Source organism: Salinisphaera sp. T5B8, assembly GCF_040361255.1.
GTDB lineage: Bacteria > Pseudomonadota > Gammaproteobacteria > Nevskiales > Salinisphaeraceae > Salinisphaera.
On the sequence record NZ_APNG01000025.1, the window covers coordinates 24,094 to 44,028 of the forward strand.

Annotated in this window: 18 protein-coding genes; 1 reads left to right on the forward strand and 17 read right to left on the reverse strand. The window is 54.9% G+C overall.

Annotation, left to right across the window (positions count from 1 at the left end):
• Positions 1-17: 17 nt before the first annotated feature.
• The 14 genes from T5B8_RS17510 to T5B8_RS17575 form a co-directional block, all read right to left on the reverse strand.
• Positions 18-1,049: an EpsG family protein gene (locus T5B8_RS17510; RefSeq protein WP_353180657.1), complete on the reverse strand. Its 1,032-nt coding sequence runs from the start codon at positions 1,047-1,049 to the stop codon at positions 18-20.
• A gap of 78 nt (positions 1,050-1,127) precedes the next feature.
• Positions 1,128-2,102 carry a glycosyltransferase family 4 protein gene (locus tag T5B8_RS17515; RefSeq protein WP_353180658.1) on the reverse strand — a complete coding sequence of 325 codons (975 nt, stop codon included), beginning with the start codon at positions 2,100-2,102 and terminating at the stop codon, positions 1,128-1,130.
• A 101-nt stretch (positions 2,103-2,203) separates the two neighbouring features.
• The gene (locus tag T5B8_RS17520; RefSeq protein ID WP_353180659.1) at positions 2,204-3,409 is read right to left on the reverse strand and encodes a glycosyltransferase family 4 protein; all 1,206 of its coding nucleotides are present in this window, start codon (positions 3,407-3,409) and stop codon (positions 2,204-2,206) included.
• Positions 3,406-4,536: a glycosyltransferase gene (locus T5B8_RS17525; protein ID WP_353180660.1), complete on the reverse strand. Its 1,131-nt coding sequence runs from the start codon at positions 4,534-4,536 to the stop codon at positions 3,406-3,408. Before T5B8_RS17525 ends, T5B8_RS17520 begins: the two co-directional genes overlap by 4 nt.
• A gap of 264 nt (positions 4,537-4,800) precedes the next feature.
• Positions 4,801-5,256 (reverse strand): hypothetical protein, encoded by a 456-nt coding sequence (locus tag T5B8_RS17530; protein WP_353180661.1) that lies wholly within the window; start codon positions 5,254-5,256, stop codon positions 4,801-4,803.
• A complete protein-coding gene (locus T5B8_RS17535) occupies positions 5,253-6,371 on the reverse strand; it encodes a glycosyltransferase (protein WP_353180662.1) in 1,119 nt (372 codons plus the stop codon). The genes T5B8_RS17530 and T5B8_RS17535 overlap by 4 nt, the downstream gene beginning before the upstream one ends.
• A gap of 269 nt (positions 6,372-6,640) precedes the next feature.
• On the reverse strand, positions 6,641-7,612 hold the full coding sequence (locus T5B8_RS17540) for a glycosyltransferase family A protein (RefSeq protein WP_353180663.1): 972 nt from the start codon (positions 7,610-7,612) through the stop codon (positions 6,641-6,643).
• Between the two features lie 715 nt (positions 7,613-8,327).
• Positions 8,328-9,362 (reverse strand): glycosyltransferase, encoded by a 1,035-nt coding sequence (locus T5B8_RS17545; RefSeq protein WP_353180664.1) that lies wholly within the window; start codon positions 9,360-9,362, stop codon positions 8,328-8,330.
• 630 nt (positions 9,363-9,992) lie between these two features.
• On the reverse strand, positions 9,993-10,655 hold the full coding sequence (locus T5B8_RS17550) for a sulfotransferase family 2 domain-containing protein (protein ID WP_353180665.1): 663 nt from the start codon (positions 10,653-10,655) through the stop codon (positions 9,993-9,995).
• A 124-nt stretch (positions 10,656-10,779) separates the two neighbouring features.
• Complete coding sequence (locus T5B8_RS17555; protein ID WP_353180666.1) at positions 10,780-12,609, reverse strand: ABC transporter ATP-binding protein; 1,830 nt, start codon at positions 12,607-12,609, stop codon at positions 10,780-10,782.
• Positions 12,610-12,758: 149 nt separating this feature from the next.
• A complete protein-coding gene (locus tag T5B8_RS17560; protein WP_353180667.1) occupies positions 12,759-14,969 on the reverse strand; it encodes a polysaccharide biosynthesis tyrosine autokinase in 2,211 nt (736 codons plus the stop codon).
• 11 nt (positions 14,970-14,980) lie between these two features.
• Positions 14,981-16,234 carry a polysaccharide biosynthesis/export family protein gene (locus T5B8_RS17565; RefSeq protein WP_353180668.1) on the reverse strand — a complete coding sequence of 418 codons (1,254 nt, stop codon included), beginning with the start codon at positions 16,232-16,234 and terminating at the stop codon, positions 14,981-14,983.
• A gap of 152 nt (positions 16,235-16,386) precedes the next feature.
• Positions 16,387-16,851, reverse strand: coding sequence for a low molecular weight protein-tyrosine-phosphatase (locus T5B8_RS17570; RefSeq protein ID WP_353180669.1), 465 nt, complete (start codon positions 16,849-16,851; stop codon positions 16,387-16,389).
• Positions 16,852-16,964: 113 nt separating this feature from the next.
• On the reverse strand, positions 16,965-17,444 hold the full coding sequence (locus T5B8_RS17575) for a protease complex subunit PrcB family protein (protein ID WP_353180670.1): 480 nt from the start codon (positions 17,442-17,444) through the stop codon (positions 16,965-16,967).
• Between the two features lie 616 nt (positions 17,445-18,060).
• Between T5B8_RS17575 and T5B8_RS17580 the strand changes: the two genes are divergently transcribed.
• A complete protein-coding gene (locus T5B8_RS17580) occupies positions 18,061-18,288 on the forward strand; it encodes a hypothetical protein (protein ID WP_353180671.1) in 228 nt (75 codons plus the stop codon).
• 356 nt (positions 18,289-18,644) lie between these two features.
• Here T5B8_RS17580 and T5B8_RS17585 read toward each other — a convergent pair whose 3' ends face one another.
• The 3 genes from T5B8_RS17585 to T5B8_RS17595 form a co-directional block, all read right to left on the reverse strand.
• Positions 18,645-18,944 carry a nucleotidyltransferase domain-containing protein gene (locus T5B8_RS17585; RefSeq protein WP_353180672.1) on the reverse strand — a complete coding sequence of 100 codons (300 nt, stop codon included), beginning with the start codon at positions 18,942-18,944 and terminating at the stop codon, positions 18,645-18,647.
• A gap of 249 nt (positions 18,945-19,193) precedes the next feature.
• Positions 19,194-19,478, reverse strand: a complete 285-nt coding sequence (locus T5B8_RS17590; protein ID WP_353180673.1) for an antitoxin — start codon at positions 19,476-19,478, stop codon at positions 19,194-19,196.
• Complete coding sequence (locus tag T5B8_RS17595) at positions 19,471-19,752, reverse strand: toxin (protein WP_353180674.1); 282 nt, start codon at positions 19,750-19,752, stop codon at positions 19,471-19,473. Before T5B8_RS17595 ends, T5B8_RS17590 begins: the two co-directional genes overlap by 8 nt.
• Positions 19,753-19,935 lie beyond the last annotated feature (183 nt).

The window sequence follows — 19,935 nt, forward strand, 5'->3', positions numbered from 1 at the left end:
ATCTTTGCCCACCACAATCAAGCTGTCGGCCAGAACTGATAAGGTAGCCACGCATCACTGTGTCCCGCGTAGTTGAGCCACACGAACATAACGGCGCCATATAGTCCGAGCAAACCGATACGAGGAAGTATTCGATCCTTTCGGCTAAAGAATTCGGGCAAGTAACTCGCTACAACGAGCTGAATCGGCATTAGATAGAGTGCAACCCGATCGACGGCGGTCGCCGATACTGCCAAGAGTGGTACACAAGCGAGGCACAGTACCGAGACCCAAAACCAGAGCGCGCGTTCCTCCGGTCTCATAACAAAGCGCTTACGGAACAGAATGAACGTTGCCGCCGGCAACGCGTTCATCATCGCGCGAATCGGACCGCCCTGGGCGGCTTCAGCGTAATCGGAGATCACATACTGCTGGTAGAGCGCATCGACGTGTTCCTGCAACAGCAGCGCGAACAATATCAGGCCAGTCGCACCGACCCATACGATCGACCATGTCCGGTCCTTGGTGTTCGCCAAGACGGCTAGTGGAACCAGGATAACGGCCGACTTATGAATTGTCGCCCCGATCGCGAGCAACACAACAAACCGAACAAGCCGCCGCCGTATCAGATATGTTAGCCCCCAAAGCACAAAACCAAAGGCCATGGCCTGTCGCGTATACCCCATCGCCATCACGGTTATCATGTAAGGGATGGAAACAGCCAGAGCTATTCGCGGGTCCGGCAACAACTGAACAAAGCGGATAAGGCCGTATACGAAAACGCCGGCTGCGACGAGGTTAACGAACCAGACGTCCAGCCCGAGCAACGCAGACACCCAGTTGAGAGCTTGGTAACCCGGGTCCTTCAACTCAAGCGCCCGATAGAACGGAAGCCCGTTCACATTTTCCAGATAGAAGAGATATCTATACCAGTCGGCACCCACCTGATAGCGCAGTCCAACAAAACACGCCAGGGCGGCACCGATCAGCGCCCATCCAAGCTGCGAAACACGCAACCTCGTGAGCGCAAGCAATACTGCACTAAAATATACAATCCAGTAAGCGATCATAAAAACGGTTTTCGCCCATATTCACAGCGGGAATTGAAGGAAAGTCTACCTTCAATTTCTTTGCAAGACGGATGGAGGCTACTCCACCATCCCGGCAGCATTACGGAGGATACAAGCCAAATTTGGCGCCTGCGCCTGCAGAGAGTAGTGGCTTTCCACCGCTAGCCGCCCACGCCTGCCAAACTCGACACGCCCCCCCGTCTGACTCAGCAGGCGATCAAGCGCAACGAACCACTGATTATCGCCTTCCGCCAACAGCCCGCAATCCCAACCTTCCACGATCTCGGTATTCACACCGACCGGCGAGGCCACCACCGGTTTGGCGCAGGCCATATACTGAATTAGTTTATAGCCGCACTTGCCGCGCTCCCACGGCTTGTCCGGCAGCGGCATGATTCCGATATCGAAGCTAGCAACGTGGTGAGCTTCCGTATCCTCGGCCCATGGCAACACCTCAACAGGCACTGGTCCGAACTGTTGCGCCAGCTCCGGGCGAGCGCCCACTAAAACCAAGCGGATAGGATGAGTCTGGTACAGTCTTTCGAATACTGCCCGCAGCGCTAAGACGTATTTCTGAGTCGAGGGGGAACCGATCCAACCGATCACGGGGCGGACATTTCCCGCATTGGGTACCGGCATGTATCGGGCGGCATCCACCACTGTCGGTATATGCCGGATATGCCTGGCGCCTGCACGGGTGGCGCGCGCCGCTAGATACCGGTTGCCGCAAATCACAGTCGCAGCACCGGCCATAACGCGATCTATCTTGTGGCCCAGCGACTTCCGGACTAGCGCATGTCGCGAACTATCGTAGTTGTGGAACACCGCGTCATCGTAATCGACGACGTAGGGCACATTTTTCGGCATTAGTGCCCGCTCGAGCCTATAGGGTATAAACGGAAGAGCTTCCTTCTCTACCCATAGCAGATCGGAACCGGACGCTTCGCGTAAACACCTAGCACGCGCGGCATAACAGCGCGCCACCGCAGAGATCGAGCGACCCTTCCCCGCATACAAGTTTTCCAGATAAAAATTACTAAAGAGAGGACGCACTGTTATCTCGAGCCCCACGTCGTGAAGAAATCCGCAAAACTGGAGCGAGCGCAATCTACTGCTGGCGCCCAAGCGACTGTATTTAGAAAGTAACGTCACCTTCAACGGCGCAGACCCTGTAGTGCATGGGAATACAAATTCACCGTTGATTCCAACGAGTGGTGCTTAATGCCAATCTCTCGGCACCGTGAGCGAAACCGCTCTCGAGATGGCAGTACTTGGTCCGTGAACCAGACTGCCGCCGCCTGACGCGTTTCAAAACCGAATTCGTGAAGCAGCAACCCTACGTCAGGGGAAATCCCAGACGTATCTCCTACTCCCGCCGTAGCTAGTACCGGCACGCCGCACAGCAGATATTCCCCTAATTTAACAGGCGCAACGCCTTGCATTGAAAATGTGGGGCGACGAAAAGCAAGCCCCAAATCAGCACTCGAGATATACATAGGAACATCGGCGGGAGACGCCGACCGAACAACTATCCGATGCGCCACCTCCGAGTGCTTTGCCACCGCCGAGCAAGCTATCTCTACCGACTCAGTTAGAATCAAAAAATAAGCATCCGATCGCCTTTGAAAAATATCGTGAAATACCGATATCATTTCCTCTAAGCAATATTGATCTCCAAGAGAACCAACATATAAGATCAGCGGTGAATCCTCTCTTACTCCCAACTCGGCACGAACTTCGGACCTAACACCCGATTCAATGAGAGTAAACCGCTGTGTATCCCGACCATTCCCCACAACATGGAACCGCTCAACAGGTGTACCTGGCCCCGCCCTTGCTAAAAGGATATCGGCTGCTGCGCGGGTACGAGTCAGCACTGATTCGGACTGGCGCACAGCCTGAGCCTCGACATCCCGCAAAAAACGATAAACCATACCATTCGAAGACAGCCCGGCGAAATCAACCCTCTCATCCAACGGTAAACCGTCAGCGTCGAACAGCATCGGCAACGCCGTACTCTTTAACGCCCACATACAGGAAAGCGCTGGTAGCGTACTGCGCGGCATGACTACATCAATCTGCCAGTCTCGAATCGCTTTACGAATAAACTTGATTCCGTATAGCGCTGTAAGCAACGACCCAAGCGACACTGGCCTACGCCACACGCCAATTGAACGATACGGTATATTCATTACTTCGCATGCGTCACGAGTTTTCTGGAGACGTTCAGGGCTGCTCCAAGTAAACTGCACGACGTGGAATTTCCAACCTTCAGCCGCTAGACAGCCGAATATGGGCAAAAATAACCCCTCTAAATATGAGACTTGCGGGCCGTCCCAACTAACAAATAAAATATTCATATAACTTTGCGCTCGAAAAGCAAACGTCGGTAAAGCCGATCAACCTCATCGACGTAGCGCTTAGCGCTAAACCGCGCCATCGCACGTTTGCGCCCGTTCTGGCCCATCGAACGCCTCTTCTTCGTATCGTGGACTAGATTAAGTATTGCGCTTGCTAGGTCGTCCGGCCGGCTAGGCTCAACCAGGTACCCTGTATCACCATCTTTAACCACGTCTGGAATACCGCCCACATGCGTCGCCACAACAGGAAGCTCGGCAAACATCGCCTCGACCAGAACCAGCCCGAAGGCCTCACGGACGGACGCCAACGCGAACACGTCCATTAACTGATAGAAAGCCTGTGGATCTCCTTGATAACCGGCGAAGATCACGCTCTGCTCCACACCTAGCTTGCTAGCCAGATTGTGCAAAGCCTCTTCGTCCGGGCCAGAACCAACAATAAGAAGCTTCGCGCCAGGAGCCTCGTGAACAATTAAAGGCATTGCTTTGATCAGATCACTGGTACGTTTGTGGCTATCGAACAATCGACCCACCGTCCCTATTACGAAGGCATCGGCCGGCAACATTAATCGTTGTCGAATCGCGCCGAGATCTGTGAGACTAACGCCCGGCCTCTGAGCAACCCCATTATTAATTAGTGTGACTTTATTCTTCGGGACAAAAATCTTTTTCTCTAAATAGTCAACAACAGCAGGAGAAACACCTACCATATGGTGGCAGAGCCCAGCGAACGCGCGATTCAATAACCGCCCGGTCCACCTCCGATTCTGTGGATCGCTAGTTTCTTCGCCGATAATCACCGGTACTCGGCCAAGAACGCCCGTCACGGCCGCTTGAGCTAAACCTTCAAACACTGCGCCATGAATAATATGAGGCCGAAATTTGCGGACAATCCCTAGCGTCGCTTTATATGGCCTAAGATCAAAAATCCCTCTAAATTCGCCAACTTGATGAATCTCGCATCCAACGTACGAAAACAGCTCGGGCAGTGACCCGACGGCTTTGGTACATACAAGTTGTTGCTCATAGATTGTTGGATCGAGATTCTGCGCCAAAGATAACCTAGTTTGTTCGACCCCCCCGGACCCCACGGTCTCGAGGCAATGCAGGACGCGAATCTTGCCCATCAGAATTCGCTAAAACCTTTAAAGTCGACATGCTTCGCCCTCATGTCGTGCCCCTGTATTTCAAAACGATCGAAATTCTTATGATAGATGTAGTACAAGGATGAGTTCAAGGAATCCGAATTCTGAGCGGAGTCGGACACTCTTTTGCCAATGAGCGGCAAATCGCGAGGCAAGCTGTGACGTTCAACAAACCTTGGCCAATCATACGGCAGGGTTTCGAAGTATAAGACTTCGTCAAGTTCGACCTTTTGGACACTCACCAATTTATACTGGACCAAAAATGCAACCAACTAAGAACTTACGTGTATTCAAGGGCGAGCTTGCGATCCATTGGCCGAAGTCTTCTGCCGACAAAAGCGGGCCGATCTGCCGCCGTACGAACTTGCTATAGTCGTCGGAATAGCGAGCAGACCCCTTGAGTCCATTAAACGCAGACACAAATCGGTCGACTAGATTTCTAACGCCCGCAAACTCAAAGCACTCTTCAGTCAATTGTGGTTCGTATGCGGAAATACCTACGCAGCGGAATATGGCGGCCACGCTCACCCAAAACCGCCTTCCATATTGATCGACCCGCGTTTTAACGATACGGATAAAGATAACACGCTCAGCACGATTTTGCGTAGTAAGCGGATTTTTCGCTCGAATGACAGATCGCACAATTTTATCCACCCAAAGCGGAGCAGCGAATTCGATATCACGATTAGAAAGCCCAATCATTGATCTAGCGACTCGTGCGAGATTGCCGAGTAAAAGCGGTCTAAATCACGCACATAGTTCTCAGGCAAAAAACGACTAAGCACTGCGTCGCGACCGGCATGCCCTATGTCAGGCAATACAGCGCGGTTGGCCCAAATCCGCTGGAGCTCCGCTGCTAGCGCACTCGCGTCGGTCTTTTCGATCAACCAACCTGTACGATCATGCGTAATAATCTCTGGCGCCCCGCCCGCCGATGTAGCGAGCACAGGCACTGCACAGCCCATCGCCTCTACGAGGGCGAGTCCGAAACCCTCTGAAATCGACGGCTGCACATACAGATGGCACATCGAAATTTTTGCGAATGGGCTTTCTTGGTAACCTAAAAAATGAATGTAGTCAGCAATCTCTAAGTCATTCGCTAATTCAGTGAGACTTGACGCCAAACTTCCATCCCCAACCAGCCATGCTTCCGCTGGTATCCCGCGATCTCGAAGAATCCCCGTCGCCCGAATAAGGGCTTCTGGATTTTTAACCGATTCAAGACGCCCTACGTAACCTAAACGAAAGCGTCCATCTCTATGGTTAGATTGGCCAGGCATATGAGGAGGGAATTCAACTGGGTTATAAATACGCACAGCCTTCTCACTGGGAACCTCATCATGAACTACCAGCCAGTTGACCACCGCGTTTGATATACCTACGACTCTGTGTGCACAGCGAAATACCTGTTTAAATACCCATCTAGCACGCCTTCCATGCCTCGGGATACCAATCTCTTCTCCAACCCGAACCGGAACCTTGGCGAACCATGCCGCAATAAGGGCGTGGAAATTCGCTTCGGCACCGTGCGTATGCACTATTAAGGGACTCTCCCGTTTAAACATTCGCCATAGCTGATATACCGCGCGCGGGTTGGGGATCTTGCATGAAAGCCTGAGGCAAGTCACTCGAACCGGAATGCTTTCTAATCTAGCTGCTACGTGGCTCCCCTCCCCAATTGCGCAGAATCGATGATCATACACACTCAAGAACGCATTTCGCGCCAGTATTTCCATATGCTTCTCAACACCCCCAAAATGGAGTGACGTAAGCACATGAATTACCACGCCATCAGGCGCATCATCACGTCTCGACATCAGCGTAATTCCCTGAATACGTGCAAACCTAGAGGGTTAAACATGACCTGATAACTTCTTCAGAGGAAAAGGGTCGCATCAAAATACTGGAACTCTTATCGAAGTGACTTTTAATCTAAAGTCTAACCGCGTATCCATAACGACCTTACTCGCGCACAAAAACAAAGATCTGACGGCAATCACGCATCTAACGCCCGTCGGGTGTCACTAAAGCGAAGTTGGAATACGAGTTTGACCCGTTCATTCGGTACGTTAAAAAGAACGACAACCTAACTGTCGAACTTTTTAAGGAAAATGCGGCTACCGTTAGAAACAAAATGTCGCACGACAAAGCGGCAGAATCTGGCCCCGAGCAATACAACTCCAATATATAGCAGCTCGTTTTTCGCTCGAACCACTGTTTTTACGGGCAGCAGTCGTCGTATCTTAGTGAGAAACCGGCGGGCAGATAACCGGTGGCCTGATAGAAGCGATTGAATCATCGCAACAGAATAATATTGAGCAATTCTAATTTTTGCCGCCGAACACCCCGGCCCATTTGACTTCTCCTCGGCCGAAGAGCACGCGGCCTCTAGATATCCAATTCTGTCAAATGTATTAGAATCCAGATCATCAATTCGGCCGCCGTTATGCGCCATAGTGATATAACCAACCTGATCGCTAGAAACCGATTTAGCGCCCGAGGCTAAGTACCGTACACCATACTCCCAATCCTGGTGACGCCGTAACGACTCTGTCCATAAGCCAATTTGATCACACGCACCTCGTCTAAAAATCCCAGTAGCAATCGGAACACGGAAACCCTCAGTAGGCTTCGTTCGCGAAAATTTCCATCTCTCAGGGCCCACGCGAAACAAATGCGTACGCGGCGCCCCGCGCTGAGTGACACATCCCGACCACGCAAAAGAAGCACTTTTATGTAATTGCAAAGCGAGCACTTGGGCTTCAATTTTCTCCTCTACCAGGACGTCATCGGAATCGAAAAATTGGATATAATCGCCGCGCGAACTCGTATAACCTAAGTTTCGCGCTGCTGGAGCGCCTTTATTGCGCTGGGAAATGAATATTACGGTGAAATCACTATTTTCTTTACCAAGCCGCCAATCTTCGACGATGCGAGTCGTATCGTCAGTAGAACCGTCATCTACAATTACGACCTCGATCGGCCGATAAGTTTGATTGAAAACGGAGTTTAATGCCCGCCGGAGCAAAGCTGCTCTGTTATACGTCGGTATAATCACGCTAACTAGCTTGTTATGGATCATCGTGGTAACTATATTCCACTCTTGACAAATATTAAGAAAAGCACACTAAAGCACATAATCGTGAATCACCGCGACCGAGACACCAGCAGGTAACGCTTGCTCTTACGTGTTCTCGACAATACGCTTTTAGCGCGCTCTGGTACTGGGGCCGGCCCACGCGCCGAGCCTCTAGCTCATCGTGGACCGCGTCAAGACAACGCGGCAACTCGGTTGACGAGACTTCGCACCCGCCCGACTGCGCAACTATCTATACGGCTGTGCACGTCCCCATGTTGCTAATATACATTTAGCTCATCGCGATCGAGATTCCAGCAGGCCCAATTGTGAGAGCAACCCAAGTCCAGCAGGCCTGGAAGATCGCGGCCTCGTGGACTTAGCGCTTCGGTCATCTCTAGCAGGCCGAAACACGAGTACGCGGCCTTGGGCTCGACGCCGCAGCGCTCAGACAACGACATGCCGACGTGACGTTCGCGCTTGAACCGTATCGTTTTTTTCAGCAGCGAAATAGCATCGCTAACCTCTACAAACTTCACTCGGCAGTGAGCCCAACTAATTACCTAGGCTTGACCATCACGCCCTCGGCAACACGCTATTTCCTCAATCGTAATTGCCCCGACGAACTTGACGCCAAAAAGCACCTGTTGTCATAACCCCTTGGCGGCCAAAAGTAATTTACATAAGTGATCCCGCGTTACCTTCGCCACGTGAACACCTCAAGTGCATCGCGTCCGGCGGATCGCCACCCCCCGATAGCCGTCCCAGCTCGCCAGTACTCACGACTCAATACGAGTCGTAGGAGTATGGCGACTCGCCGATGAAGTTTCGAGCGGCGTAGATTAGCGCGCTCCGCCATAATAGTCGCTGATCTCTCGTAATAGCATTTCGCCGAACGCAGCTCCTCGAGAAGTGCCGGAGAAGACGCATCTAAAAGCAGACCAAGGGCGATAGCTCGGTTCTGCAAAAACTTCGAGTGGTAGAGCAAGACGTCAGCGGAGATTCTCTTCCGAAGCCTCCCTTTTAAATAACCTTTTCCGGGTTGAGCCGACGCCGGCGGCTTATTCTCTGCTGTCGCCGATTCTGAATGACGGCGCCTTTTGACCAGCGCCTCAGGAATATAGCAAGCCGAGCCAATACACTGCGACAGCCTCAATATCCAATCGTCGTGAGGTACAACATCGTTAGTTTTGCGGCTAGCTGGAAAACGACGGCTGTACGGCACATCCTTGACTAAAAACGCCCTGAAAACCTGACCACACCCCATACCGCTCTGAAAAAACGGCATTGTCAATCGTGGGTAAACAACATACTCCGATGCCCAGGCAAAATCTCCTGTGCGCGTCAAATCGTAGTTGACCAACTCGGCCGGATGTGCGATCAGCACTGCCGACGGGTTTTTCCGAATGTACTCGGAAACGATTTCCAGTTTCTCTAGCGCCCAAACGTCATCTTGATCGCAAAACCCGATCCAGTCCCCTGTACACAGACTTGCCGCCTTAAGGAAATTATCCGCGTAACCAAGACGTTTTTCATTTTGATATACACGAACCTTAAATTCCGATTTCCTCTTAAAATCTTCTACGATTTCTAATGTGCGGTCGGTTGAGCCATCATCGCAGATTACTACCTCCTTCGGCTTCAAAGTCTGTCGAGCGAGACTATCCAACTGGTTATAGAGATAGCGTTGCCCGTTAAAAGTTGCCATCGCGATCGATATCATGCTGCTCATTCCAGAACTGTGATAAACAACCAACTATTATTTATAAAATTACAGACGTCTTTGACCAGATTAGCTCAGAATACAGATTACGCGGGATTCGGTCACCTAGATCCTAGATAATCCGCCTAGATGTTTAAGTGACGATCTGCCGACTTGTGCCACCTATAATGACCATCAGAATATTCACAACGTTACTCGCTGGCCGAAGCGGCTCGGCCGATGATTTCGAGAGGCCGACGGCTGAGACATGCCCTCCGTAAGGCAAGTGCTTGGCACGAGGCCAACAAACTCGCCGCAGTTAAACTTACTCCGAAAAACGAAAAAGAGCGTTATTCTTGTGCGGATCGGTCAAAACTGAACGGTTCACCACAACAGCACTTCTTTTTTCTACCGCCGAGAAGATCGTTTCGTAGCAAACGCGGCTCAGCCAGAGCTTAGGCGAGGCCGCACAAACATAATAGGTTAGATTAAGAAACTTAACGACTTCAGAACCAAGCGGCGAGTCGAAACCACAATCGCATAGTATTCTTTGGTCCGTGAGTAGTAGTCGTTCGCAAGCAGCAAGGGTGACCCAAAGCGACGAGTTAGACACTCTCGGGCGCAACTAGTCATTGCACTTATCGCTTGATTAGTTTCGTACTAAATCTCCCGAACTTGATATGAAAACGCATCAAAGTCTGACCGGTAAAACTTGACTATGTCCTTATAGCATTTTTCAAAATCAGCCTCAGTCGCCGAGTTCTTGCAAGACTTTTTCTCGAAGGTCTCTCTCGGCCGACGACGTGTCAAAGCGTGCTTGAGATTTTTCAAATTACCCAGGCCGCCGGCACGACGCGAACCGAAGATTTGGCACGCGCCTTCCACCCCTTTATCTTCAAGTTTGAAAATATCTACATGTACCCCGTTGGGTACAAACTCAATCTGTGGCCGGATATGGTTGTCGCATAGAAAGGGATTATCCTGATACCTTGAAAACCTATCACCAACCCACTCCGCAACACTGAGGTGTGTCAACCCTTGAACTCGCTGCCAGTAGTATTCCGACTTAACGCGGTCGAAAGGATTTCTAACTATTGTAAAAACAGCGTCGAATTTATCGAATCTGAATAGTTCGCCTAACGGTGCCGCATGCAAATGCTGAAAGCTAGCTCTGCAATATGGTATCTCTCGCAGCGACCGCCCACGAATCGAGAAGCTCTCAGTCCAGCCGGCATAAGCCGCGATTTTTTCAACACTCGATCCTGCCGACTTAGGTATGTGAATAAAAAGAACGCTTTTATTACCTTTCGTAAAAATAGGCATCAATAAACCTGCTCGCTAATTCTCGTTCGCCCCGTGTCTAAGCCACTTTCCGCGGAAACCGACGGGGTCAGAAACCGACGGGGTCAGGTCTTGCATTGTGCATGAATCAATCACGCCGAAGATTCTAACGAGCCACTGCTGCAGAATTATCAGCCTGCGCAAGATTCCCGAATTCCGCGCTCTGCCGAATAAGCTCGTCGTAACTGCCGCGGGCGGCGATTCGGCCGTCGTGGAGCATGAATACTTCGTGACATTTCTGAACCGTGGTCAGGCGATGGGCAATGACAATGAGCGTACGACCGCCGCGCATGGCATCGAGTTCGTTGACGATACGAAGCTCGGTTTCGTTGTCCAGCGCGGACGTGGCCTCATCCAGCACGATAACGGCCGGATCGTGATACAACGCGCGGGCAATACCGATGCGCTGACGTTGACCGCCGGAAACGCGAACCCCGCGTTCTCCGACGATGGTGTCGTAGCCGTCCGGCAACTTGTTAGTAATAAACTCGTGGATATTTGCGATGCGCGCGGCGCGTTCGACGGCGCTATGGTCGATTTCGGCTTCCGCAAGACCATAGGCAATGTTGCTGGAGATGGTGCTATCGGTCAGGTAAATATCTTGCGGGACATAGCCGAGATTGGCCTGCCACTGGCTGCGATTTTTTCCAGTCAGCACGGTGCCGTCGATAAGTATTTCGCCGGCGCTGGGTTCAAGCAGGCCCAGAATGATATCGGCCAGGGTTGTCTTGCCGGCGCCGGTTTGGCCAGTGAGCGCGACAAAACTGTTGCACGGGATAGTCAGGGTGATGGCGTCGAGCGACGGCGCGCTGGTATTGGGATAGTGATAAGTAAGATTACGCAACTGGATTGTTTGGTCGAAGACCAGTTTTACCGGTTCGTGAGGGCTGGTAGCGACATTGGATTCGGGCAGCGTCTGCGAAGGTCCGCTAGCCGCTTGCGCAGGCGGCTGATGCGCGGTCAAGTCCTTCTGCAGAGTGTCCAGCACGGATTGATTGAACCGCCACTGCGCAAAGCCTTGATAGATATTCTGCAGCGCCGGCAACAGGCGATAGCCGGCCACAACAAACGCGCTGGCCAGCGGTAGTGCTGATTGCAGCCCCTGGCCACTGGCCAGCAGGTAAAGCATGGCAGCCATGACAATGCCGAACGCCAAGCCTTCGATGGCATAGCGCGGGACTTGAGCCAACACTTGACTTTTGGCCATGGCGTTGGCAAATGTCCTTGCGGCAGGGTCGTAGCGATGGATGAAGTGGGCTTCCCGATTAAGCACCTTCACTTCCTTGACGCTGCCAAACGCCTCACCCACGGCCTTGAACCGCTCGGTGTTCGCTGCCATTCGTGTTCGTCCGGTACGCAGCAACACGCGTCGAATAGTAAGATAAACCAGCAGATAAGCGCAGCCGAAGATGAGTGTTACGGCTAACGCCAGTAGCGGTTCCAGCCAGAAGAGAAAACCGACGATCATCGCCGCGGTGATACCAAAGGCCAGCGCCTTAAGCGCTGGCATGAGGACGCCGTTAGCGAACTGCTGGGATTCGATGAGGATGTTCTTGCCGGTCTCCGCGGAATTGCGGTTGAGGAAAGTCTCGTAGGGCTGGTTCAGGTAGCCTTCCAGCAGGCGCGCCGAGATACGTCGCTGTACGCCCCAGGAAAAACGCGTCATCAACCAGATGGTAAGCGCAGTGACAACATTACTAAGAACAAGGATCGCGAGTAGTACGCTGCCGATGAGGATTAGAAAGCCATTGACCGACGCGAAACCCAGCACGGTATAGAGCCAGTCGAGCGCGGCGTTGGTGTGAACGTGTTCCGGGTTCGACAGCAACGAGACGAAAGGCAGGATCACGCCGACGCCGGCCATTTGCATGATGCCCATGGTGAACATGGCCGCCAGCACGCCGGCGAAGCGCACGCGTTCGGCGGGCGAGAACAAGGCTAGCATTTGGCGGAGGGGTCGAAACATGCGGTTTTGGATGGAGCTTTTTGGATTGGATGAACGGTCAGTTCGCGGCAGTTATCAGCATGTCAGTTTACGGCTTTAGCCTAAACCGACCTACTTAAGCGGAGTGCAAACCCTTAGCGCTAGTATTGATAGGCGTAGTAACCATACTTACTGTAACCATATCGACGTCGATCAATCCGCAGACCGTTGAAGATAGCGCCCGTAAGTTTCAAATCGTCGCGATGCATACGACGAACCGCCTGGTCGACTTCGTGGCCCGTGCTGTGTTCGCTACGGACGACGAGGAAGGTCGCTGCAACGTGATTGGCTACGATGTTAGCGTCCGTGACGTTGAGCACCGGCGGCAAGTCGAACAGCACGTAGTCGTACTTGCTTTCCAGCTTTGTTTTCATCTCGTCGAAATGGCGCGAGATGAGCAGTTCCGCCGGGTTCGGCGGGCGTTTACCTGTCGTGAGAACATCAAGATTCTCGACCTCGGACTTCTGGATTGCACCGTCGACGGTCATGTCGCCCGAAAGCACTTCCGAAAAGCCCGGCCCCTGCTCCAGGCCAAACGCGCGGAACAGCTGGCCGCGGCGTAGATCGCCATCCACCAGGAGTACACGCGCTCCGGCCTGGGCAATGAGCGCGGCTGTGTTGGCGGCGATAAAGCTCTTGCCGCAGGCCGGCGTCGGGCCGGTTATGGCGATGTACTTGGTGTCCCCCTCGATCATGGCGAATTGCAGACTGGTGCGCAGGCTGCGGATGCTTTCTACAGTGGGGTCGTCCGGGCGGTGTACGGCCAATAAATTGAAGCCGCGCTTGCGGCGTTTGATCGTCGACTCCCAACTGGAGAACGGTACCGTGGCGTAGACCGGCAGCCCGTATTTGGACTCGATCTCGGTCGGGTCGTCCACAGTTACGCGTAGTAGTGCCCGCGTAAGTACCAGGAGGATTGCGACGACGATACCGGCCAGAAGGCCGATAAGCAGCCATAGCTGCCGCTTCGGTGCGATCTTACCATTGCTGGCGTATGCACTATCGACGATATGGGACACGCCGGTGATACCGGCCTTGGTAATTTCAAGGCCCTGGGAAGTATTCAGTAGCTGTGTGTAGAGCTGGTTATTGACCTCCACATCGCGGCGCAGCTGCAGCAGCTGAGACTCGGCTTTGGGCAGGGTCTTTAGCTGTTGCTGGAGTTCGTTGCGCTGACGCACGAGGCTGGCGCGCTTGTCGTTGGCGGCCTGGACCTGCGGAGCGCGCTGGGTGTATTCCTGCAGCAGTTCCTGGCGCTGCAGTTCCGTTTGCGCGATCTGCTGGTCCAGATTGGTCAGGCGCTGAAATACGGACTGGGCCTCGGCGCTCAAGTCAAGCGTGCCACTTTCCGTCTGGTAGTCGCGCAGCTTGTTTTCTGCGAGGTCGCGTTCTTCCTTGAGCTGCGGCAGTTGCTCCTTGAGAAAGTCCAGACGGCGCTGGGCTTGTTCCGACTGCTTTTCCACATTCTGTTCAATGTAGGAGGTCATGACCGAATCCAGCCGGCGCTCCGCCTCGGCCGGCGAACTGCCTAACAGCGTGAGGTTGAGCAGGCCGGAGCCCTGCGGCTGTTCCGAGATGGTCAACTTGGACTGAAGGCTGCCAATCGCGGCCGGGCGCGGCACGTACCGGACACTAAAATGCGTGCCGGGCCGGGCGTTCAGCGCCTCCACGAAGATCTTGATCGGGCCGATGCCCGGCGCCTGGCCCGAGGCGGTCGTGCCGACGCGGCCCTTGAGTACCTGCTGCCCATCGCGGTTGTACAGCGTGAACTGGTTCTCGCCGTTCGCCACGAGTTGAAACGATGCTGAATTGACAGCATCCGGCATCTCGATACGCGTGACGTTGACGGATTCGTTGCCCCAGGCATAGCCGCTGGCAAACGGGATCTCGAAACGGCCCTTGAAGTTGGCTGTTACAAACCGGGCGATCGGCTCGCCAATGACGGGGAAATAGTCCGGCGCGGCCCGCACACGCAGATGCAGATCGTCCACCGCATCGCCCACGACCGAGCGCGAGCGGATGACGGCCGCCTCGGCGCTTACGGCCCTGATATTGGAACGGCCGCCGGTGATCTGCTGTTCCATGAACGCCTGCGGCGCCATGTTCTGGCTTTGCTCGACACGCATGAGCGACGTGGCCTGATACACCGGTGGTGTTTTCCAGGCGAAGTACGTGGCAATCAGCAGACCGAGAATGGCGAACGCGGCGATCCACGGCCAGCCATCGAGGACGATGCCGATATATTCACGCAGATCGATCTCTTTTTCGTCGTCGGCGGACTTACTGCCCTGCTTATCCTCTGCTGATACCAAAATCTTCTCGTCTAGTTGTTGTCCCGACTAATGCGGTCATAGAGGTAGTAACTCTGCGACAGCGCGTTAATCGAGGGAAGAATGAGCGCCAGCGCGCGGTTGAAGTTCACGAAGTTCGCCGGCGCGGCGAAGACCACGTCCCGCGGTTGCAGCTTGAACTGGTTGGCGAGTAACAGCCCACTGACGTTACTGGCATCCAGCTTGTAGACGTTCGGGCGCAGCACCGTTTGCACGCCGCCGTCGCGCGTGGGCTGACTATCGACAAAGCCGCGGATGACATAAATGGCGCTGGTATCAGCGCTATTCAGGCTTACACCGCCCGCATCGGCAATGGCGTCGCTGAGTGACATCCCGCCAGTAGAGTACGGCAGAGCTGTCTGCTTGCTGAATTCGCCCACCATGAAGATGCGGTTGGCGCTGTCGTCGATGAGCAGGCGATCGCCCGGGCGCAGGGGCACGGGCCGGCCGCTGGCGTAGATTTCGTTCAAATCCAGGGGCGTGGATTCGCCATCACGAATGAGGATGACGTTCTGCACGCCCACGCCGCCGCCCTCTTTCGTGGCCAGCGAGTCGCATTGATCCAGTGCTTCGAGCACGGTGATGGTGACGTCGGTAAACGGCACGGTGCAGGGCTTGGCGATATCGCCGGAAATATAAATCCGCTGGCTGCGATATTCGCGCACACGCACGTCCACCTGCGGCTCGCGAATGTATTGCGACAGGCCCTTGGCGATACGCTGGCGCAACTGCTTGAGCGTCATGCCTTCGACGTTCACTTCGCCTACATAGGGGTAGAAGATATTGCCGTCGGCGCTGACCAGCTGGCCCTGGATGCCTTCGTTATTGGTGACGCCGGCGGGGTTGGTGAGTTCCGGATGGCCGAAGACGATCACCTGCAGCACGTCACCGGGGCCGATGGTGTAATTGACGGTTTCTTCCGGCGCGGCGGATACGCGTTGCTGCGCTTCGCCGAGCGGGCGCGAAGCCGCGATTTCCTGCTGGTGGCGAATGAGCCAGGGCGTGATTTGCAGCACACGCGGCTCGTAGTCGATATCCTGCTTGGATAGCTCTTCGTCGTAGGTGGCGGCGTTGTCGTTGCCGCCGAAGTCGTACCAGCTGCCGCTGTCCATGGCATCGGAGCTATAGCCGGGCAGCGCGCAACCGCCCACGCCCAGCACACCGGCCATCAGCAGGCCGACGACCGCGCAGCGTGCCACGCCATGACGCGCGTGCTGCAACACGCCCCCCTTACCCAAGTTCGTCATGCTCATTCCCCTGAATTCGTTATACCGTCGACAGCGTGCACGCTGCCGTACGGGCCCGACCGTGGCAGTTTACGCGATCTATGGTAATTCCACCCCAAAAAATTCGGCATCTTTGCGATCGGCTTTTCGACGGCGAACCGTTCAATACGGGGCTAGCCCGCACCATGGTTCGCGGCCGTTGCTGGCTGCAGCCGCGCCAGCCATGCCGAAACCCCTTTTTCGATTTCAGCATAGGCGCTTTCGAATACATCGTCACTTAGACGATAGGGGTCAATAATGTCCTCGCCGCCGGTCCAATGCGATGTGAGAAACACGCGCCCCCGGCTTTCCGGGAACTGGCCGCAAAGCCAGTCTTTCTGAGCAGCCTCCATGACCAGCACCAGTTCGAAGGCCTGCAGCATGGGACGGGTGACCTGCTGGCCCCGATGGGCATCCAGCGCCAGGCCTTCGCGCGTGGCAATCGCGGCCGCGGCTTCCGGCATCTTGCCGCCGACGACCGCGCCGATGCCCGCCGAGGCGACCTTCATCGCCGGGGCATCGCGCCGAATCAGCCCTTCCGCGAGCGGGCTGCGGCAGATGTTACCGGTGCACACACAAAGAACGCTCTGGATTTGCATACTCGACTGCTTTCGGTGGTGACTGCGCGGGGTAGACGGCTGGCGGTTGCGGTGCCTGTGGCTCGTTTATGCCGTCAACGTAGCCTGGGCCGGCTATACGATACGCATGTGCGTTAGCGGCTGACGCGCGCCTCGCCGCGCAGGTTGCCGAGCTGGTCGACCACACGCACCTTGTTGTAGTCGCCGGCCGGCGGGCGAAGGGCCACACAGGAGGCGACGAGCGCCTGGCTAACCGCCGCGTCCAGACGCGGGGCCTTCCAGTCCATGCCGATGGTGAGGGTATCGTTTTCGATGGCCGTGCGGCTCCTGTCGAGCGAGACCGTATAACCACCAGTCGGGCGCTGGCCCATTTCCACGACGATCACGCCGTTGGGCGCTGCCATGTCCGGGCTGAATTCGCCGATGCTGCGATAGTCGATCCAGTTACCGAAGGCGTTGGCGTTGCCGAAATACAGCGCGTCGGAGTCTTGCGAGGTGGTTCCGCAATACTGGCTTTCGCCAATCACGTCCACCTTGGGGCCGCCCCGGCCCGGGCCGAGCGCACAGCCGGCAAGCACGAACACAAGCAGACCGGAAAACAGCGATCGCATCATGGTTGGGAACATTCGGTTGATCGATTGCAGCGGATTTCGATAGCGGCGAAGCCTAGCACGACGCGCCCGCATGCGGATATGAACGCAGCGTGGGTATCGGCCGATGTATGGGAAAGTTTCGGGTGGGTGGGTTAGGGAAGCACTGCACAACCTGTCACGGTCGCGCCAGCGTGCTTTGCGCGCGATTGACAGACAAGTGAGCGCGTAGCGTGCCCAAACCAATAAAAAGTTGCACGGTAGCGAACACTGACGCCGATCAAGCGCGCGCAAAGCCCAGGCCCCGAGGGGGTTCGGCCTCACAGACGCCGCGGCTTCGTTGCCAAGCTTGACCTGCCAACCAGGCAGGCGCTGCGCTTGGACGCCTTGCCGCACCGTCCGTGAGGACTCGCACGCGTACCGCGAGAGGTCATGCAGAGCTTCCCTAGCGGGGGGGGTGGCGTTGTTCGGGTTTGGGGTGCGCGAAGCGGCGGCTGTGCGGTTCTTTGGCGCGTGGATTGGAGGGAATTCTGCGGGCTGGATTCTTTGTTGCGTTACTCTTGGCTAACCCATCCTCGGGTTCGGCTTGATAGTCACCCTCAACTGCTAGTATGTAATTGCAAACATAGGTTCTTGCGACATGTCTAAGCTAGACGGCCTTAAAGAAGAGCTCGCCTATCTCAAGCTATGGCTCGGGATCATGATCGTTACAGGCATTAGCTTGATCGGCTGGCTTCTGACGAGCGCACATACAGCAAGCTGGTTCTTATTGCTCGGTGGCTTCATAGCACTGGCGTCAATTGCCGCCGGATGCACTGCGCTTCACCGCCAGATTGGAGTCAAAATCAGAGAAATTTCGGAGTTATAGCTATGGAAGTTTTAATGGCGATAGTCCTAGTCGCAGGCGCCGGGTTTCTCACGTACTTAGCCCTGGATGCCGTGCGCCGCACCAAATAAAGTGCCGGCAGGCCGTGAGCCAACGTGGGCGCGCCGCATGGGCAATTCTAATCGCGGTAGCCCGATTGCCTTTGCGGGCTGCGTTCCTTGTTGGATTATGCTGCGCTAATCCACCTACCCCCTATTCCGATGTCAGCAGTTCCTTCAAGCGCGCCGTCCCCACGGCGCAGTCATCGCCGAGTAAACGCTGCCGCACGCCGACCAGGTGATGATCTTCTTTGTCCACGAGCGCGATGAATTGTGCCAGCCGGAGCCGTCTGTCTGGGTTTACAGCGGTACCCCGGTTCGACGTGCTTCGGCATCGATAGAACGTAAGGGATGGCGGCCATCATGGACGACGATATCGATTCGCCGTTCGCCCAGCCGTCTTAGCAAACGCGCGTGAAGCCGTAATTCCTGGTCAAGCAGGTCAGCCGCGTTGCCCTCACTTTCGATGTACAGATCAATGTCCCCGCCGCGGGCCGCGTCGTCTACGCGCGAACCGAACAGCCGAACGCGGGCGTTCGGCCCGAATACCCGCGTTACTTCTTCGCGAATAGCGTTTCGCTGGTCATCAGTCAGACGCATGCGCTCTCTTGGTTCGCGTTATTTACGACAACAGATCATGTCGAGCCGATGTCTCAGATGTTACCTGACGGCGTTGACCGCCTTCGTTTGCGTTGGCCGCGTAGGTTGGCTTCGGCCGAAGGCCGTAAGCCAACGTGGGGCCGCGTTGTGGCCGGTTGACACTTTGCGGGTTGGAACCGGCTCACGGGGCTTCGTTCTTTGTTGGGTTACGCGGCGCTAACCAACCTACGGCCACGTCACATGCCCCTGTTAGGGCGCGTCTTGGTCGGTGAGGCGGCCGGTAACGAACTTATGAACGATGCTCGATATGAGTGTCTGGTAGGGGACGCCCTCGCGAAGCGCGCGCGCTTGTAATAACTCAAGATCTTTTCCAGACATTCGTATATTCACACGCTTGTCTTTTTTAAACGCGCGCCGTGCTGCACTCACATAGCCTTGCCGCATTTCAGCGGTCAATACCGACTCGAACTCGCCTCGCTCGTAAGATTCGAGTATTTGCTTTTCTTCGTCCGTCAGGGCCGATTCGTTATTCATCAGACACCTCTAGATACTGCTTGGTCGCTTTCCGACTCGGGATGATCGTTTTCAGAAAACAACCTTCACTCGACTCGACAAACGGCACCAGCCAAGCGTAGTCGTCTATTTCTACGATGAAAATTTTTTGGGCCGGATATTTCGCCGGATTGTGATGCGCCACGACATCGAGCAGACCGCCCTGCTCAATCAAGAAAACCACTCTCTCGAAAGAGATACCGCGACACTTCACCAGCCATTCGTTCTTTTCGACATTCCAATCAAAGCGCGCCATTTAGCTAGGTTACCATCGCGGGTGCCGGTCCGGCATACAGCCGCTTCGATTGGCTTAGGCCGAAGGCCGTAAGCCAACATGGTGCCGCCGTTGTGGCCGGTTGATGCTTTGCGGGTTGGGATCGGCTCACGAGGCTTCGTTCTTTGTTGGGTTACGCTGCGCTAACCCAACCTACGGCTACGG

Coding starts and splice junctions, on each gene's coding strand:
- T5B8_RS17545 (WP_353180664.1), bottom strand. CDS start 9,362: ATGAGCAGCATGATATCGATCGCGATGGCAACTTTTAACGGGCAACGC.
- T5B8_RS17585 (WP_353180672.1), bottom strand. CDS start 18,944: ATGCGTCTGACTGATGACCAGCGAAACGCTATTCGCGAAGAAGTAACG.
- T5B8_RS17535 (WP_353180662.1), bottom strand. CDS start 6,371: ATGTCGAGACGTGATGATGCGCCTGATGGCGTGGTAATTCATGTGCTT.
- T5B8_RS17565 (WP_353180668.1), bottom strand. CDS start 16,234: ATGACGAACTTGGGTAAGGGGGGCGTGTTGCAGCACGCGCGTCATGGC.
- T5B8_RS17530 (WP_353180661.1), bottom strand. CDS start 5,256: ATGATTGGGCTTTCTAATCGTGATATCGAATTCGCTGCTCCGCTTTGG.
- T5B8_RS17510 (WP_353180657.1), bottom strand. CDS start 1,049: ATGATCGCTTACTGGATTGTATATTTTAGTGCAGTATTGCTTGCGCTC.
- T5B8_RS17575 (WP_353180670.1), bottom strand. CDS start 17,444: ATGATGCGATCGCTGTTTTCCGGTCTGCTTGTGTTCGTGCTTGCCGGC.
- T5B8_RS17570 (WP_353180669.1), bottom strand. CDS start 16,851: ATGCAAATCCAGAGCGTTCTTTGTGTGTGCACCGGTAACATCTGCCGC.
- T5B8_RS17590 (WP_353180673.1), bottom strand. CDS start 19,478: ATGAATAACGAATCGGCCCTGACGGACGAAGAAAAGCAAATACTCGAA.
- T5B8_RS17525 (WP_353180660.1), bottom strand. CDS start 4,536: ATGGGCAAGATTCGCGTCCTGCATTGCCTCGAGACCGTGGGGTCCGGG.
- T5B8_RS17520 (WP_353180659.1), bottom strand. CDS start 3,409: ATGAATATTTTATTTGTTAGTTGGGACGGCCCGCAAGTCTCATATTTA.
- T5B8_RS17550 (WP_353180665.1), bottom strand. CDS start 10,655: ATGCCTATTTTTACGAAAGGTAATAAAAGCGTTCTTTTTATTCACATA.
- T5B8_RS17595 (WP_353180674.1), bottom strand. CDS start 19,752: ATGGCGCGCTTTGATTGGAATGTCGAAAAGAACGAATGGCTGGTGAAG.
- T5B8_RS17580 (WP_353180671.1), top strand. CDS start 18,061: ATGTCTAAGCTAGACGGCCTTAAAGAAGAGCTCGCCTATCTCAAGCTA.